Here is a 16,134-nt window from a genome sequence, read left to right on the forward strand (position 1 = left end):
CCTCCGCCTCCCCGGGTTCCCCGTTCCGGTTCCCGTCGCGATTCCCGTTCCCGTCGCGGTTCTTGTCGGATCCCTGTGTTCCCGTCGCGATTTCTGCCGCTCAAGCGCCTTCAGAACGGCAGACTTTGCGACGGGAACGAGGTTGGGAGACGTCTGCGGGCGTCAGACGCGGGCCGTGTCGGGGTGGGCGGAGGCGACGCCCGGGTGCGACGGCACCGGCCAGGATCGCGCGGACGGCGCAGCGGCGAGGTGCCCAGGGGCGTGCTCTCCGGATTCTGCTCGCACAACGTCGCCGGATTCTGTCGGCACCCCGTCGGCCGCGCCCGGCGCTGTGGCGGGAGCCGGCACCGCAGACGTGGCGGGGACCGGCGCAGTCGCGGGCGCGGGATCCGTCGCGACCGCGGGTGCGGGTGCGGGATCCGCCGCGGTCACAGGTGCGGGCGAAGGAGCCGCCGCGGCAGCCGTCTCGGCCTCGTGCGCGTCGGCGAAGGCGCGGTGCTTCGCCTCTTCGGCGATGATCGCGGCGCGGTCTCGGTAGCCCTTGGATGTGACGCGGTCGAGCTCGACCTGCTTCGCGATCGTCTCGGCCTTCTCGTAGAGCGACGGGTCGCCCCAGCTCGTCAGCACCTTCACGATGACCGGCAGCAGTTCGATCATGAAGAACAGCGCGGCGATCAGCCAATGCGCGAAGCCCAGCACGGGCTCCTTCGCGGAGAGGCGGTCCAGCGCAGAGATCTGGCTGAGCAGTCCGACCGCGCCGGCGTTCGTGCCCGCCACGGACGCGGCCCGTGCGTTGTATGCGTCGAGCGCGGTCTTGTACGCCTGCTCGGCGGTGGGGATCTGGTCCTTCGCCTGCTGGCGGTTCTGGGCCTCGGTGGCCGAGGTCGCCGTCTTCGATGAGCTGTCCGCGGACTCCAGATCGGTGTTGGCCTGGCGCAGTTGCGCGGCGAGCGCGTCGTAGGTCTGCTGCGCCTGGTCGAGCTGCGACTTCGCGGCGCCCGAGCTCGCGCCGTCGCCCTGCACTCCGGTGCAGCCGGGCACCGTGCCGGCGCCCTGTCCGGTCAGCTCGCACTGGTACAGCGCACGGGCCTGGTCGATGACCTTCTGCTGGTCCGTCATCTGAGCGGTGATCTTGGTGACCGTGTCCTGCGCCGCCTTCTGCGAGGCGGAGTCGCTCGACGTGCCCTTCACGATGCCGGTCGATGCCTGGTTCTGCAGGTCGGCGAGGCGGGCCGAGGCGGCGTCGAGCGCCTTCTTCTCGGGGCCGCTGGTCACGGCCTTCTGGTCGGACTGCGCCTGCACCAGGTTGGTCGCGGTGACCTCACGGGCGATGTCGTTGTGGAATGCCTGCAGCACGATCGGCTCGGCCACGACGAACCCGATGATCGCCGCCATCAGCACACGCGGGATCGCGAGTCCCAGCAGCCGCCAGAGGTTGCGGGTCGAGCGCATGGTCGAGGTGAGGAAGCGGTCGAGGTTGAAGATCAGCAGCGCCCAGACGATCGCGAGCGGCACGGCCAGCCAGACGAGCACCTGCACGCCCGTGGTGAGGGCGAACAGCATCGAGAGCGCCGACACCAGCGCGGTGCCGGCCAGCACGAAGAACATCTGCACGAAGCGCGGCTGCTCGGTGGGGACGCGATCGAGGATCGTGCCGTCGGCGCCGCCGAGGATCGCGAGCCTGCGCCAGAACCAGCCCTGCGGACGGGGCTCGCGCGGCTGCTTGGGCGGCTTCGGGGGCTTGGGCTGCTTCGGGGGATTGGCGGCAATCGGTGCGGGCGCGACGACGGGGACGGGCTCGACGACCGAGGTCAGCGCCGGAGTCGGCTGCGGGAGCGGCTCCGGCTCCGGAGTCGGCTGCGCCGTCGGCGCATCGGCCGCGGCGAACAGGTCCTCGATCCGGGTCGCGGGCTCGGGCTCCGCATCGAGCGTCGGCTCGGTCTCCGGCACCGGCGGGCGCGGCGGCACGACGGGATCGATCGGAGCCGTCACGGCCTCGGCAGCGGATCCGGCTGCGGGATCGGATCCGGTCGGCGTGTAGTCGCGCACGAAGATGAACGGGTCCTCGGCGGTCGGGTCGGCGGGGTTCGCGGGGTCGGGCTGTCCATCGACGTCGAAGGCGATCCGGCCCTGGGAATCCATACGGCCGGGGCGGTGGGCGGAATAGGACATCCCCCTACCGTACGAAAACCCGCCTGTAAGAGCGGTGGGCGAACCCTGGGCGTGGGCCGGGCGGATCCGAGGTGCCCCCTATGGACCCTCCACCTTCGCCTCGTCCCTATCAGCGCACGCCATGGGGTGCGCTGATGGGGACGACCCGGACGTGGAGGGGGCTCGGACGCTGAAGGAACGGATCCGCGGGGCGTCAGACGGACGAGGCGGGCAGCATGCGATCGACGGCGCTCGCGTATCCGGCGAGGGCGACTTCGATCGGGAAATGCCCGGCGGCGCAGAGCGTGCCGAGGCCGTGCACCAGACCCCRGAAGCCCACCGCATCCTGCGCGCGGTCCAGACCTGCGGCGATGGCGGCCTCCCCCAGCGCGTCCTCGAGGCCGTCGATGAGCGGTGCCATCGTCTCGGTGGGCGAGCCCGGCACGCACACGGTCGGATCGTAGATCGCGTCGAAGGCGTTCGGGTGCTCGACCGCGAAACGGATGTAGGCGCCACCGCCGTCCCGCAGCGCCGCTCTCGCATCAGGGCTCGCGGCGATCGCCTCCCGCACGCGCGCGAGCAGATCCGCCATGCTGCGCTCGGCGATCGCCTTGAGCAGGCCGTTCCGGTCGGCGAAGTGATGATAGGGCGCGTTGTGGCTCACGTTCGCGGCGCGCGCGACCTCGCGCAGGCTGATCTCCTGCGCGGGCTTCTCCGCGAGCAGCTGCATCGCCGCGGTCTCGAGCGCGTGCGCCAGATCGCCGTGGTGATATCCGGATCGTGAACTTGACACGAGCAACATCCTCTCCTATCTTGACAGTGTCCAACATAGTTGACAGTGTCAAGATAGGAGACCGCATGTCCGCCGCCCTCGTCATCGACGGCCACCCCGACGCCCGTTCCCTCACCGCCGCGCTCGCCCGCCGATACGCCGAGGCGCACGGCGATGCGCGCGTGCTCGCCCTGCGCGATCTCGCCTTCGATCCGAGCCTGCGTTTCGGCTATCGCCAGCGCATGACGCTCGAACCCGACCTCGTCGAGGCACGGGAGGCCCTGCACGCGGCCCGCACGATCGTCGTCGCGACGCCGCTCTGGTGGGGATCCGTGCCCGCGCTGCTCAAGGGCTTCTTCGACCGGAGCCTGCTTCCCCAGCAGGAGTACCGATACCGCCCCTCCGGACTGCCCGAGGGCCTGCTGACCGCGCCGCACGGCCGACTGATGCTGCTCGCGGACACGCCCTGGTACTACGCCCCCATCACCGGCCTGCCGGCGCAGACGCACGTCACCCGTGCAACGATGCGTTTCTGCGGCATCCACGACGTGCGGACCACGCGGATGCTCGGCGTGAAGGACGCCTCCCCCGCGCGCATCGAGGCCTGGTTCGATCGTGCGGCGCGGCTCGGTGCGGCCGACGGCGCCCGCGATGCGAAGAACGCGACCCCGACGCAGGCATCGCCCGCGCCCGCGACCGTCACCTTCTGACCCGGCCCGCCGGATCCGAAGCGCCGCCCCCATCCCTGAGTCGTCCCTGTCAGCGCACGCTATGGGGTGCGCTGACAGGGACGACGCGGAAGTAGAGGTGGTCAGGGGCGCGGCGGGTCAGGTCACCGCGCGCTCCATCCGCCGTCCATCGTGTACGACGCGCCGGTGACCGAGGCAGCGGTCGGACCGCAGAGCCAACGGGCCAGATCCGCCACCTCGTCGGGCTCGAGCAGCCGCTTGATCGCCGACTCGACGAGCATGACCTTCTCGATCACCTCGGCCTCAGGGATGCCGTGCGTGCGGGCCTGATCCGCGATCTGCTTCTGCACGAGGGGCGTGTTGACGTATCCCGGGTTGATGCAGTTGCTCGTGACCCCGAGCGGGCCGCCCTCGAGCGCGGYCACCTTGGAGAGTCCCTCCAGTGCGTGCTTGGCGGTGACATAGGCCGACTTGTACTCGCTCGCGCGCAGGCCGTGCACGGAGCTGATGTTGACGATCCGCCCCCACCCGCGGGCGTACATCCCGGGGAGCACGGCGCGGATGAGCAGGAACGGCGCGGTGACCATGATGTCGAGCATCCGGCGGAACATCCGAGGGTCGAAATCGACGATGGGCGCGACGGTCTGCAGCCCCGCGTTGTTCACGAGGATGTCGGCGTCGAAGGTCCGCGCTGCAAGCGCATCGAGGTCGCCGAGGTCGATCGTCAGGGCCTCGCCACCGATCTCCGCGGCCACCACGGCGGCCCCCTCGGCATCGCGATCCAGCAGCAGCACGTGCGCGCCGTCCCGCGCGAGCGCCCTCGCACACGCGGCCCCGATGCCGCTTCCGGCTCCTGTGACGAGGGCGGTGCGCCCCCGGAGGTCGGTATCGGGTGCCGGGGATCGCTGCGCTGCCATGCCTGCACGGTAGTTCACCCTCGCGCACGACGGAAGGGGATCCGGCTATGCAAAACTGCACAGATGGACGCGCACTTCCCCGCACCGCCGCTCAGCGCAGACGACCTGCTCGTGCTGCTCGCCGTGGCGCGCAGCGGCCGGTTCACCGCCGCCGGGCAGCAGCTCGGGCTCAATCACACCACGGTCGCGCGCCGCATCGCCGCCCTCGAGGCGCAGCTGGGCGGACGAGTGCTCTCACGCGAGGGTGCGGGATGGGAGCTGACTCCGCTCGGCTCGCGGGCCCTCGCCGCGGCCGAGGGCGTGGAGCGCGCGCTCGGACGCCTGGACGGCGGAGACGCGACGCGGGTCGGCGGGCTGATCCGACTGTCCGCGACGGACGGCTTCAGCGGATTCGTGGCCGCTCCCGCGATGGCGGCCCTGCGCCGCGCGCACCCCGACGTGCGGCTCGAGCTCATCACGGGCACCCGGCAGGCCTCGCATCAGCGCGCGGGCGCCGACCTCGAGGTCGTGGTGGGGCGCCCCCAGGTGCGGAGAGCGCGCGCGATCCACCTCGCCGACTACGCGCTCGGCCTGTATGCGAGCCGCGACTGGTTGCGCGAGCACCCGGTGCCCCAGGATCCGGAGGAGCTGGCCGGGCAGCCCCTCGTCTATTTCATCGAGTCGATGCTGCACGTCGACTCCCTGGACGATGCACGGCGGGCGGTTCCGGGAATGCTCGACGCCGTCGCGAGCACCAACGTATACGTGCACGTCGACGCGACCCGCGGCGGTGCCGGCTACGGGCTGCTGCCCGCATTCCTCGCGGATCAGCACGAGGATCTGGTGCGCGTGCTGCCCGAGGCGATCGACGAGCGGTTGCCGTACTGGCTCATCGCGCGCCCCGAGGCACTGAATCAGCCCGCGATCGCGGCGTTCCTCGAAGCGCTGCAGGCCCGGCTGGCCGAGGTGCGCCCGCAGCTGCTCGGCGCCCGGCCGTAGCAGCCTCCTCCCTTCGCGTCGTCCCCGCGAGCGCACGCCAGGGGCTCCGCTCACGGGGACGACTCGGAGTAGCGGTACCGCGCGCACGCGCCACTTTCGCGTCGTCCCCGCGAGCGCACGCCAGGGGCTCCGCTCATGGGGACGACTCGGAAGTGGGGGCGTGCGTCGGCGGGTCCTTGGTGGCACGCTGGGGGCCATGAAGACCCTGCTGCTGGCGCGCCATGCGAAGTCCGACTGGGGCACCGCGGATCTGCGCGATCACGACCGGCCGCTGAACGCGCGCGGCCGCCGGGATGCCCCGGCGATGGCCCGGCGCCTCCGCGAGGACGGCGTGGGCCGGAGCGGGGGCGGCGGGCGCTCGCGCGAGAACGGTGCGGAGCAGCGCGAGGACAGCGCGGGCCTGCGCGACGACAGTGCGGGCCTAGGCCGGGACGGCCGGCGCCTGCGCAACGACGGTCTGCGCCGGATCGTATCGAGCACCGCGGTTCGCGCACGCAGCACGGCCGACGCCTACGCGGCGGCGTTCGGGCTCGCCGTCGTCGAGGAGCCCGCGCTCTACGCGGCGTCCGCCCGAACGATCCTCGGGATCGCGTCCACCCTCCCCGATGACGTCGAGGTCGCGATGCTGGTGGGCCACAACCCCGGGATGGCGGATGCGGTCGCCGAACTCACCGGATCCTTCGTGGAGTTCCCGACGTGCGCGATCGCCGAATGCGCGGTCGACGTCACCTCCTGGTCCGAGCTCATCGAAGGCTCCGGCAGCCTGCGCCGCCTGCGCACTCCCCGAAACTGACCCCGCTCCGCTCCCCCACTTCCGAGTCGTCCCCGTCAGCGGACGCCATAGGCGCCGGGGGTCGGGTTCAGCGGGATCGGGTTCACGTGCACCCAGCCGCGACCGCGCGCGTTGAGCTTCTCCGCGAGCAGGTCGGCGCGCCAGGCGTGGTCGTTCATGTCCTTGATCAGCGCGTACTCGATCGAGACGCGGCGCCCGGTCTTCTCGAAATAGCGGCGGGCCGCGTCGAGCGCCTCGTCGACCTTCCAGCGCGAGTTGACCGGGATCAGCTCGTCGCGCAGCTTGTCGTCCGGCGCGTGCAGGGAGAGCGCGAACGTGACGGGGATGTCCTCGTCGGCGAGCTTGTTGATCGCCGGGACCAGGCCCACCGTCGACACGGTGATGCCACGGGCGCTCATCCCGAGGCCGTCCGGCTGCGGCGCAACCATTCTGCGCACGGCATCCATCACGCGCTTGTAGTTCGCGAGCGGCTCGCCCATCCCCATGAACACGATGTTCGACACGCGCTCCATGGAGTGGTCGTCGGCCTTCTTGCCGCCGAGGCCCCCCTCCGCGATGAGGCGGTTGGCGCGCACGATCTGCTCGACGATCTCGGCCGTCGACATGTTGCGCGTGAGCCCGGCCTGACCCGTGGCGCAGAACGGGCAGTTCATGCCGCAGCCGGCCTGGCTCGACACGCACAGCGTGATGCGGCCGGGGTAGCGCATGAGCACCGACTCGACGAGCGCACCGTCATGCAGGCGCCAGAGGAACTTGATCGTGTCGCCGCGATCGGTCTCCAGGCGCCGGACCTCGGTGAGCAACGGCGGCAGCATGCCCGCGACGAGCTCATCGCGCTGACCTGCGGGCAGATCCGTCATATGGGCCGGATCCGAGGTGTAATGCGTGAAGTAGTGCGTCGCGAGCTGCTTGGCCCTGAAGCCGGGCAGCCCCAGCTCCTTCACCTTCTCGACACGCTCGGTCGGCGTGAGATCGGCGAGGTGCACCGGGGGCTTGCCCCGCTTGGGGCTGGCGAACTGCAGCAGCGGACGCCCCTCGGCGTCCTTCTTCTGCGTCCAGCCTTCGGTGGCGGGGCGCACCTGGGCGGTGCGCGTCGCGGGCGCGCCGGAGCGGGCGGACGCAGGAGTCTCGGACATGTCTTCCAGGGTAGAGCCTGCAAGGTGCGAAGGCGCTGGGCACGGCCCCGCGGATCCGCCCCGTACGCTGGCGGCATGGACCTCTGGATCTGGATCCTCCTCGCCTGCGTGATCGTCATCCTCTTCATCGTCATCGCCGTGACCCTTCGCGCGATCCGACCCAAGGCGCCGGAGCCGCTGGGGACCGACTTCGCGACGCCGTCATCCGCGACGCTGTCATCCGCGACGCCCGCTGCGGCCTCCTCCCTCCCTGCGCGCCGCGACCCGCGGCCTGTGACTCCCGGCCCGCTCACCCCATCCGTCATCGCCGAGATCGACGCGCTGGTCGCCGGCGAGCAGAAGATCTCGGCGATCAAGGTGCTGCGCGAGCACTCCCGCCTCTCTCTGCGGGAGGCGAAGGATCAGATCGACGCCTGGGTTCCGACCTCATCGGGCACGATGGACCCGACGCCCGTCTCGCTCGCCCGATCAGACTCCCGCCCTGCCGGAGCGCCCTCCTACGCCGGCCAGCCGTCCCCCTCCGACGCGGTCGCACACCTCGACCCGAATGTGCGCGCCGAGATCGGCCGCCTGATCGCCGCGGGTCAGAAGATCTCGGCGATCAAGCTGCTGCGCGAGGCCACCGGCCTCGGGCTGAAGGACTCCAAGGACGCCATCGAGTCCTGGCGCTGAGCCGCGCTTCTCACGCCCGCCGACAGATCGCGATCCGGTTCTCCGCCGAGGGATCACGATCCGCCTCAGTCCAGGAAGATGTCCGGGAACAGCTGGTCGTCGGGGGTCCCTGGGACGGCGGCGTAGCCGGAGAAGTCCGTGACACCCGCGGCCTCGAGCACGTCCTCCACGATCAGCGTCTGCCCGGTGTACTCGCGAGCCGGCTGGGCGAGCACCGCGTACGCGGCGTCGGCATACACCTCGGGCGTGCGGCTGACCTTCATCATCCGGTCGCCGCCGAGCGCGAACTGCACCGCGGCCGTCGCGATCGTCGTGCGCGGCCACAGCGTGTTGGCGGCGATGCCGTCGTTCGCGAACTCGGCCGCGAGGCCGAGCGTCGCCATCGTCATGCCGTACTTCGCGAGTGTGTACCCGGTGTGCGCGCCGAGCCACCGCGGCGTGATGTTGAGCGGCGGCGACAGCGACAGGATGTGCGGGTTCGGCGCGTCCTTGAGCACCGGTACCGCGGCGCGAGACAGCATGAACGTCCCGCGCACGTTGACGTCCTGCATGAGGTCGTACTTCTTGGCGGCGAGGTCGAGGGATCCGGACAGATCGATCACGCTCGCGTTGTTGACGACGATGTCGATGCCGCCGAACTCGCCCTGGGTCTTCAGCACGGCCTCGGTCACGCTCTCGTCGTCGCGCACGTCGCCGAGGATGGGCAGCGCCCGGCCGCCTGCCGCGCGGATCTGCTCGGCGGCGGTGTGGATCGTGCCCTCGAGCTTCGGATGCGGCGTGTCCGTCTTCGCCAGCAGCGCGATGTTGGCGCCGTCGGCCGCCGCGCGCAGAGCGATCGCGAGGCCGATGCCGCGGCTGCCGCCGGACATCAGGATGGTCTTGCCCGCGAGGGGCCTGTCGTCGGACAACGCGGTCTCGGTCATGTCTTCCTCAGTTTCGTGGGGCTGTCAGCTGTGTGCTCCCGTCGCGATATCTGCCGCTTTCGCGCCCTCAGAACGGCAATATTCGCGACCGGAACGGAGAAGGAGGCGCCCAGCGCGGCGCCATCCGGATCCGCCTTACTTCGGCGCCATCCGGATCGCGCCGTCGAGGCGGATGGTCTCGCCGTTCAGGTAGCCGTTCTCGACGATCTGCTGCACGAGCGACGCGTACTCGTCGGGGCGGCCGAGGCGGGCGGGATAGGGCACCTGCTCGCCGAGCGAGTCCTGCGCGGCCTGCGGCAGCCCCGCGAGCATCGGGGTCTCCATGATCCCGGGGGCGATCGTGCACACGCGGATGCCATAGCGGGCGAGTTCCCGCGCGATCGGCAGCGWCATCGCGTGCACGCCGCCCTTCGACGCCGAGTACGCGGGCTGCCCGATCTGCCCGTCGAACGCCGCGACGCTCGCCGTGTTCACGATGACGCCGCGGTCACCGCCATCGAGGGGCTCGTTCTTGGAGATGACGGCGGAGGCCTGCGAGATCACGTTGAACGTTCCCACGAGGTTGATCCGGACGATCCGCTCGAAGCCGGCGAGATCGGCGGGGTTGCCGTCGCGGTCCAGGACCTTCGCGGGCGGGGCGATGCCGGCGCAGTTCACCACGATGCGCAGCGGTGCCGCGGCCTGGGCGGCGGCGACGGCCGCAGCGACCTCCGCCGGGTTCGTCACGTCGGCCGGGGCGAAGACGCCGCCCAGCTCCGCCGCGACTTCCGCGCCCTTCGAGCTCGGCAGGTCGATGATCGTGACGGTCGCGCCGGCGGCGGCCAGGCGGCGCGCGGTGGCGAGGCCGAGCCCCGAGGCACCGCCGGTGACAAGGGCTCCGGATCCCTGGATCTGCATTGCCCACTCCTTTCGAACAGCTCTGTTCCGTGTGAGACGGCACGGTCTCTTTCAAGACCTGCGACTGAGTCTCAGCTTACGTGAGTCTGCGTCTCACCCCGCACGCGCTGCGCACGCGCGGATCAGGGATCCGGCGGCACGGACGGCGGGGATCGTCGTCGATGCGAGCCTACGGCCCTGCGCCCGCGGCCGTCACAGCTGTGGCCCGCAGGCCGAGTTCCTTCGCGCGGTGGCGCAGCTCTTCGACGGTCCAGTCGTCGTACGAGCCGGATTCGCCGCCGCGACGGCCGACAGCGCTGCGCCCCTCCTTCGCCGCCGCGTTGGAGATGCGGGCCGCCTTCTCCTTCGAGTTCCCCTCGTCGCGCAGCTTCTCGTACAGCTCCGGATCCTTGAGCTCCGGTTGACGGGGCATGTCGTCCTCCTTCGGTCGTGGTGCGGTCGGTCGGTAACTCGCCACGCTACGAAGCCGCCCCGACGCGGACCACGGGGTTGACAACGACGCCGGAGCCCTGGCACGCGACCCGCCGCCCGTCAAGCCACTGGCGCGCCGACGCGGGTGACGAAGACCCTGAAGACATGGAAGACCGCACCGACACAGGAGCCGACGTCTCGCAGCACTGGGAGCGAATACTGCAGGAGCTGCGGGTCACGCAGACCGGGACGCAGATCATCTCCGGTTTCCTGCTCTCCGTGGCGTTCCAGCCGACGTTCAGGAGCCTTCCCCGGCACGCGCGCGTGATCTATCTCGCGCTGGTCGTCCTCGCATGCGCCGCGACGCTGCTCGGGCTCCTGCCCGTCGTACAGCACCGCAAACGTCCCTCCCGGGACCCGGATCGCCGGCTCGTCACGACCGGCTCGCGGATCCTGGTCGCTCTGCTCCTTCTCGTCACCCTGCTCGCGGTCGGCGTGGCGGTCTTCGTCTTCGACGTCGTCCTCGGTGTGGCAGCAGCGTGGGCCGCCGGCGGGATCGCGCTGGCGGGCGCGGTGGCGATCTGGGCGATCCCCGCACATTCTCGGATCCGACGCACTCAGCGCGGGCAGGAGCGGACCGACGAGGCAGTGACGGCGTTGTCAAGGCCCTCGTCGCGAACTCGGCGATCGCGGACCCTGGACCGAGACCACGATCAGCAGAGGAGAGAGCCATGAGCGAGATCGACGACCAGGGACTGCTGCCGCCGAACGTGCATCACGCGGGTCCCGAGAAACCCGGGCAGCCCGAGGAGGATGCCGACCGCAAGCGCGTCGCGGAGGGCAGCGAGTGGGACGGGGATCCGGACGACGACCCAGGGACGCGGCATCCCCGCACGGAGCCCACCACGAGGCATCGTGCACCGGAGGATTCGGACGATCCCTATGCGAAGCCAGGGGAGGATCCCTACGGCACGGGCGGAGCGGCGACGCCGGAACGGCGCGAAAGCGACGACGCCCCAGGGCGGGGCGAGCCGTCGGATTGACGGCCCGGCCCGTTCAGCCCTGCGTCACTGGATGTGACCGCTGTCGTCGAACTGCATCTCATCGACCTGTGTCGGCTCGGGGATCAGCCGGAGACCGCCCGGAGTGTTCGCGAGCTGGCTGAGCGCTTCGATCCACAGCCGGTTCAGGGGCGGGCGGCGTCCGCCGTGATAGGTGAAGACCATGGTGCAGGAGGGGTGGATCCAGACGGAGGTGCGGCCGTGCCCGATGCTCGGGTCGTCCTTCCAGGTGAAGTAGAAGGGCTCTCCGCGGCGGAGCTTGTTGGCGACCACCATCTGCACGTGGGCCAGAGCGCGGTCGTCGAGATCCGCATGCGTCTGGCCCTCGTAGCTGAATCTGCCCATGTCGTTCTGTCTCCCTGGTTCTTCCCCGCGTATCGCCCCCCACCATCATGGTCTGCAAAACGACGCGAGCCCGCCGGCGCGCACCGCGCTGTGATGATACGTCGCCGCGTCCGTGACCGGAACCCCCGGGCGCCAGGCCGCGCTCGCCCTTACCGTGGCCCCAGGAGGAGCGTCATGACACCACACCGCACTGACTTCCGGCGGTGAGAAGGAGAAGGAGAAGATCATGGTTCCCGAGATCCATCTGCTGCCCGAGGTCCACCAGTGGTGGCCCCGACTGTCCGCCCGCTCCAAGCAGAGGCTGGAGGAGGCGGATGACGGGGTCGTGCCCGACGAGGTCCGCGAGGAGATCGAGCGGATCGTCGGCGAGGAGGTGGATCCGTCGGCGCGGCTCAGCGACGGCGACCGCACGTTCATCCACACTCAGCAGGAGGAGGTCGACTAGCGCGCGTGTCTCCTCGTGGCCGGCTCGAACGGTCCGCCTCGCAGGGAATGGTCGCTCGTCAGCGAAGGACGTCACTCCTTGAGATGTAGCCCAGTCACGTATGCCAGCGTCGTCTTGTTCCCGCTGCTGAACTCGTAATGTGCGCCGAGGCTGTCTGTTCCGGTCACTTCGAAGTGGTCCTCGGACTCCTGCACGATCTGGGGGTCGTCGAATCCGTACTTCGAGCCGACCCGGTCGAGTACACGGAGGGCCTCGTCGCGCTCGTCTCCGCGCACCGCCAGATTTGCCTCCCATGCGGCGCTGGAGTAGTTCACGACCGCGGCGGATTCGCGCGGGGTATCCACGTCGATCGTGGCGCCCTGCTGAAACTCGGTCCAGTCGACTCCGCCGAAAGAACTCGAGACCTCACTCTTCATCTCCTCGAGCATCGAATCGTACTTCTCGATGGCAGCCGACAGTGTCGGCCTGGAGCCGAAGTCAACAGGGGGTATGGCACCCGTTCCCCCAGAGCAGCCGCTCAGCATGAGGGAGGCACTAACGAGAACAGYAGCCGTGCCCAGAAGAGATCTCCACGAGCGGACAGTCATCATGTCAATTTCCTCCGTATGGAACTGCCATCAGCACCCCGAACTCGGCTGCCATCACCGCGAGAGCAGCACGCCGTAGCGTGTGCGGCGACGCCTCGTCATGGCTCCGTAAGGCCCTCGGCGAGGGCCACGGTTCCCGGCCGCGGCGCCTACAGCCGCCCCTCTACCTTGTCGCCGAACATCATCGCCCGCACCCCTGCGACACGCACATTCCCCATCTTCCACATGCCCCCTCCCGAGACCGAGTCGTCGTTCGTCCTTCTCCTGGGCCACAACCGGCCCGGAACGTCGCGACAGCGAACGTCACAGCCGCATGGCCGGCCACGTCTAATGCACCAGACCGAGCCCGAGAGAGTATCCAAATTGCAGCAGGCAGATCACCGCAGCGAGCGTGGCCAGGACGGTACGGAGCCACCAGCGCTTGGCCCACGGGCCGTCCGTCCATAGAAGTTTGACCGCCATCGCCAGACCGATGCCGGCAAGAATGACGCCGAGCAGATTGAAACTCGAGTCCCACACGAGCGCTCCATTGACGGTTCGCGACTGCCTCACACCGAGGAACAGCCAGATCGGTACGATGCCGAGTGCCATAGCGATCAACGGCGTCGACGTCCGACTCACGAGGTATCCCGCAGCGCTCACCGCGGCGCCGGCGATGCCGGCGATCCCATCGAAGCCGCGACGAATTCATCCGCGGCGGGGACTTCGGTCAGGCGTTCGAGACCTGTCGACGTCACGACGAAGTTGTCCTCGATCTTCATGACGGTCTCACAGTCGCCTTCGATGAGGGTTGCTTCGGGCTCGAGCGCGATGACTTCTCCTTCCTCGAACACTGCGTCCTCGTCTTGATACTGTGCGACGAAGATCGTGGGTAGCTCGCAGATCCGCAGGCCGACTCCGTGTCCGATGCCGTAGGGCGTGCCGCGGAGCCCGTGCCCTGCCAGGAACGCCTCGACCTCGATCTGGACGGCTGACGCACGGACACCCGGGCGGATGAGTGACTGGGCGAGCTCGTGCGCTTCGACCAGCGTGTCGTGCGCGCGATGCAGGCTCGGTGCTGGTTCGCCGACGAAGCCGGTCCTTGCCGCGTCGGAGCCGTAGCCGCCTGGGCCGTACATTCCGATATCGAAGAAGAACGGGTCGCCCTCCGCGAAGCGGCGGCCTGCAGCGAACCAGTCACCGCTTCCGTTGCGCAGGTTGCAGACCGAGTGCGTGACGAACTCGGCACCGGACGTCTGCTGAAAGTGCATCGCGGCGGCGAGCACCTCATGGTCAGTGCCGCCGATGCGCGCCGCCGAGAGTGCTGCTTGCATCGCTCCGGCGTTGACGCGTGAGGCGGCGCGCAGCAGCACGACCTCTGCGGGGAGTTTCTGGCGGCGGATCTTTTGTAGCTCGTACGACACCGACACGAACTGGGCGTCGGGCCGTGCGGCAGCGAGGCGGGTGAGCAGACCGAGGTCGACCCCGTCGACACCTACCCGTCCAGCGAGCCCCTCTAGGGCAGCCGAGACGTCTCGGGTCCAGGTTGCTGGGTTCGCTGTCACGGGCGCCCATGAGGGCAGCGGCCGCAGGGACTGGATCCACGGTTTGTCGGCGAACGGGGCATCGATGACCTCGTCGACGTACGGCACGAAGACGTCGACGTCGCCGTCGCGTCGGACGACTGCGGTGAACCACTCTGACTCGTTGGTCAGGTGTGCCCGGAAATCTGTCGCGTACCGAATATTGTCTGGTGCGACGAGCAGCAGCGCGGAAAGGTCTGCGGTGCGCATCACCTCGGACACACGTGCGAAGCGGTCGCGGTGCAGCTGGGCGGCATCGATCTCGGGCCAACGGTAGTAGCCAGTCATTCTGTGTACTCCTTCTGCTTCTCTGGGGCCGATTCCGTGCGTTCGATGTGGGTTGCCGAGGATCGGAAGGCGGGCGACATGCGCATGACGATTCCGCCGATGAGTGCCATTCCGACCGAGACGATGAGCGGAGCCCAGTTGACGAACCACAGGTCGGCCGATTCTCTCGGCCACAGCACATTTGTGATCTCGAAGAGCAGCCAGGCGAGGGCGATCCACGCCATCGTGAGGCCGGTGCGCCCGAGGAAGAGACGTCCCTCGGGGCGCCACTTCCGGGTGAGTCGGGCGATCGCGAGAGCGAGGATGGGGAAGAGGAACGCGACGTAGAACCCGACCGTCGTGAAGGCGACGAGCAGGGTGTTGATGTAGGGGTTCTGCAACGGCAGGAAGAGCAGGATCGACACCACGCCGACCAGTACGATCGCACGTCGGGGCAGCCTGTTGGGGCCGCTCAACCCGGAAAGCCAGCGCGCACCTGGCAGCTCGCCCTCACGCGCATTCGCCCAGATGACCCGGGAAACCGCCGCCTGGATCCCCACCAGGCTCGCGAGGAATGCGACAACGAAAAGAGCGAGAATGCCCTCCATCACCGGTGCAGGGAAGTGGTGGGTGAGGACGGCAATGACGGGATCTCCACCGCTCTTGGCTAGAGAGGGGATGTCGGGGATCGCGAGGATGATCGCGAAGCTCGTGAACAGGATTACCGCCGCGACGCCGACGAGCGAGGCCACAATCGCGATCGGCACCGATCGTTTCGGGTTCTCAACCTCCTCCGCGATGCTGCTTGCGCTCTCGAAACCGAGGAACGTCCACCCCGCGATCGCCACCGCCAGCATGATCGGCGTCATCATCGCGGGTGTTGCCGGATCGCTCGCGAGACCGTCGAACATGACGCTGGGCGGCTGGATCCGGTCGAATACCAGCAACCAGATGCCGATCCCGATCGAGCCGACGATCTCCGCGATGATGCATAGCGTGCTCACGACCTTGACCGCGGTCCGGCCGATCAAGTTCACGGCCGACGTCACCACGAGCAGCCCGATCGCGAGCAGAGTCAGGACGAGCGTGCTGTCGGCATCGACACCCACGAGCAGCGCCACAAAGCGCGCGCCGCTGTAGGACACGCTTGCGAGGGCGATGATGAGTGCCCACGAGTACGCCCAACCGGCGAACCACCCGTAGGTGCGGCCGAGCAGACGTCGCGACCACTGGTAGACGCCGCCGGCGTAGGGCCAGCGAGAGGCGAGCACCCCGAACGCGATCGCGACGGTCAGCTGGCCCAGCAGGGTGACGACCCAACCCYACCAGAACCCGGGACCGATGCTCTGCAGCCCTAGGCCGAAGATGCCGTACATCGCCACGATGGGCGAGACGAAAACGAAGGCGAGGGAGAACGCGGACCACAGCGTGAACTCCCTCTTCATGGGGCCGGGACCGGTGGCGACGGGCGACGTGCGTGGGCTCTCCGGGAACGGAGGGGCGGCGGCACTGCGTGGGGTACTCATCT

19 protein-coding genes are annotated in these 16,134 nt (G+C 69.3%); 7 read left to right on the forward strand and 12 right to left on the reverse strand.

Annotated features, from left to right (window positions below):
- Positions 1 to 162: 162 nt before the first annotated feature.
- On the reverse strand, positions 163 to 2,172 hold the full coding sequence (locus AC1DG4_RS07360; RefSeq protein ID WP_477375764.1) for a DUF4407 domain-containing protein: 2,010 nt from the start codon (positions 2,170 to 2,172) through the stop codon (positions 163 to 165).
- A 193-nt stretch (positions 2,173 to 2,365) separates the two neighbouring features.
- Entirely contained in the window at positions 2,366 to 2,944 is a 579-nt protein-coding gene (locus tag AC1DG4_RS07365) for a TetR/AcrR family transcriptional regulator (RefSeq protein WP_477421151.1), read from the reverse strand.
- Positions 2,945 to 3,009: 65 nt separating this feature from the next.
- Between AC1DG4_RS07365 and AC1DG4_RS07370 the strand changes: the two genes are divergently transcribed.
- Positions 3,010 to 3,633, forward strand: a complete 624-nt coding sequence (locus tag AC1DG4_RS07370) for an NAD(P)H-dependent oxidoreductase (RefSeq protein WP_477375761.1) — start codon at positions 3,010 to 3,012, stop codon at positions 3,631 to 3,633.
- Positions 3,634 to 3,755: 122 nt separating this feature from the next.
- On the opposite strand, the gene AC1DG4_RS07375 is transcribed toward AC1DG4_RS07370, so the two are convergent.
- A complete protein-coding gene (locus AC1DG4_RS07375) occupies positions 3,756 to 4,529 on the reverse strand; it encodes a 3-hydroxybutyrate dehydrogenase (RefSeq protein ID WP_477421152.1) in 774 nt (257 codons plus the stop codon).
- Between the two features lie 63 nt (positions 4,530 to 4,592).
- Here AC1DG4_RS07375 and AC1DG4_RS07380 point away from each other — a divergent pair, with 63 nt between their 5' ends.
- A complete protein-coding gene (locus AC1DG4_RS07380; RefSeq protein WP_477375757.1) occupies positions 4,593 to 5,507 on the forward strand; it encodes a LysR family transcriptional regulator in 915 nt (304 codons plus the stop codon).
- 196 nt (positions 5,508 to 5,703) lie between these two features.
- Positions 5,704 to 6,300 carry a SixA phosphatase family protein gene (locus tag AC1DG4_RS07385; RefSeq protein ID WP_477375755.1) on the forward strand — a complete coding sequence of 199 codons (597 nt, stop codon included), beginning with the start codon at positions 5,704 to 5,706 and terminating at the stop codon, positions 6,298 to 6,300.
- Between the two features lie 35 nt (positions 6,301 to 6,335).
- Here the strand turns inward: AC1DG4_RS07385 and rlmN are convergent, their stop codons facing one another.
- On the reverse strand, positions 6,336 to 7,436 hold the full coding sequence (rlmN, locus tag AC1DG4_RS07390) for a 23S rRNA (adenine(2503)-C(2))-methyltransferase RlmN (protein WP_477421153.1): 1,101 nt from the start codon (positions 7,434 to 7,436) through the stop codon (positions 6,336 to 6,338).
- A 75-nt stretch (positions 7,437 to 7,511) separates the two neighbouring features.
- Here rlmN and AC1DG4_RS07395 point away from each other — a divergent pair, with 75 nt between their 5' ends.
- Complete coding sequence (locus AC1DG4_RS07395; RefSeq protein WP_477375750.1) at positions 7,512 to 8,108, forward strand: ribosomal protein L7/L12; 597 nt, start codon at positions 7,512 to 7,514, stop codon at positions 8,106 to 8,108.
- A gap of 65 nt (positions 8,109 to 8,173) precedes the next feature.
- Here AC1DG4_RS07395 and AC1DG4_RS07400 read toward each other — a convergent pair whose 3' ends face one another.
- The 3 genes from AC1DG4_RS07400 to AC1DG4_RS07410 form a co-directional block, all read right to left on the reverse strand.
- Complete coding sequence (locus AC1DG4_RS07400) at positions 8,174 to 9,031, reverse strand: SDR family oxidoreductase (RefSeq protein ID WP_477375748.1); 858 nt, start codon at positions 9,029 to 9,031, stop codon at positions 8,174 to 8,176.
- Between the two features lie 135 nt (positions 9,032 to 9,166).
- On the reverse strand, positions 9,167 to 9,928 hold the full coding sequence (locus tag AC1DG4_RS07405) for an SDR family NAD(P)-dependent oxidoreductase (protein WP_477421154.1): 762 nt from the start codon (positions 9,926 to 9,928) through the stop codon (positions 9,167 to 9,169).
- 169 nt (positions 9,929 to 10,097) lie between these two features.
- A complete protein-coding gene (locus AC1DG4_RS07410) occupies positions 10,098 to 10,340 on the reverse strand; it encodes a DUF7218 family protein (protein ID WP_477421155.1) in 243 nt (80 codons plus the stop codon).
- A gap of 164 nt (positions 10,341 to 10,504) precedes the next feature.
- Here AC1DG4_RS07410 and AC1DG4_RS07415 point away from each other — a divergent pair, with 164 nt between their 5' ends.
- Both AC1DG4_RS07415 and AC1DG4_RS07420 read left to right on the forward strand, forming a co-directional pair.
- Entirely contained in the window at positions 10,505 to 11,074 is a 570-nt protein-coding gene (locus AC1DG4_RS07415) for a DUF6328 family protein (protein WP_477375742.1), read from the forward strand.
- On the forward strand, positions 11,071 to 11,382 hold the full coding sequence (locus AC1DG4_RS07420; RefSeq protein WP_477375740.1) for a hypothetical protein: 312 nt from the start codon (positions 11,071 to 11,073) through the stop codon (positions 11,380 to 11,382). Before AC1DG4_RS07415 ends, AC1DG4_RS07420 begins: the two co-directional genes overlap by 4 nt.
- A 24-nt stretch (positions 11,383 to 11,406) precedes the next feature.
- Here the strand turns inward: AC1DG4_RS07420 and AC1DG4_RS07425 are convergent, their stop codons facing one another.
- Positions 11,407 to 11,745: a DUF7882 family protein gene (locus tag AC1DG4_RS07425; protein ID WP_477375738.1), complete on the reverse strand. Its 339-nt coding sequence runs from the start codon at positions 11,743 to 11,745 to the stop codon at positions 11,407 to 11,409.
- A gap of 226 nt (positions 11,746 to 11,971) precedes the next feature.
- On the opposite strand from AC1DG4_RS07425, the gene AC1DG4_RS07430 reads away from it, so the two are divergent.
- Positions 11,972 to 12,190 carry a hypothetical protein gene (locus AC1DG4_RS07430; RefSeq protein WP_477375736.1) on the forward strand — a complete coding sequence of 73 codons (219 nt, stop codon included), beginning with the start codon at positions 11,972 to 11,974 and terminating at the stop codon, positions 12,188 to 12,190.
- Positions 12,191 to 12,261: 71 nt separating this feature from the next.
- On the opposite strand, the gene AC1DG4_RS07435 is transcribed toward AC1DG4_RS07430, so the two are convergent.
- The 4 genes from AC1DG4_RS07435 to AC1DG4_RS07450 all read right to left on the reverse strand — a co-directional run bounded on the left by AC1DG4_RS07435 (position 12,262) and on the right by AC1DG4_RS07450 (position 16,132).
- Entirely contained in the window at positions 12,262 to 12,780 is a 519-nt protein-coding gene (locus AC1DG4_RS07435) for an LppA family lipoprotein (protein WP_477421156.1), read from the reverse strand.
- Between the two features lie 324 nt (positions 12,781 to 13,104).
- A complete protein-coding gene (locus AC1DG4_RS07440) occupies positions 13,105 to 13,368 on the reverse strand; it encodes a hypothetical protein (protein WP_477375732.1) in 264 nt (87 codons plus the stop codon).
- Between the two features lie 47 nt (positions 13,369 to 13,415).
- Positions 13,416 to 14,627 (reverse strand): M24 family metallopeptidase, encoded by a 1,212-nt coding sequence (locus AC1DG4_RS07445; RefSeq protein WP_477375730.1) that lies wholly within the window; start codon positions 14,625 to 14,627, stop codon positions 13,416 to 13,418.
- Complete coding sequence (locus AC1DG4_RS07450) at positions 14,624 to 16,132, reverse strand: APC family permease (RefSeq protein ID WP_477421157.1); 1,509 nt, start codon at positions 16,130 to 16,132, stop codon at positions 14,624 to 14,626. The genes AC1DG4_RS07445 and AC1DG4_RS07450 overlap by 4 nt, the downstream gene beginning before the upstream one ends.
- Positions 16,133 to 16,134 lie beyond the last annotated feature (2 nt).

This window comes from Microbacterium sp. 05N427 (genome assembly GCF_056397105.1).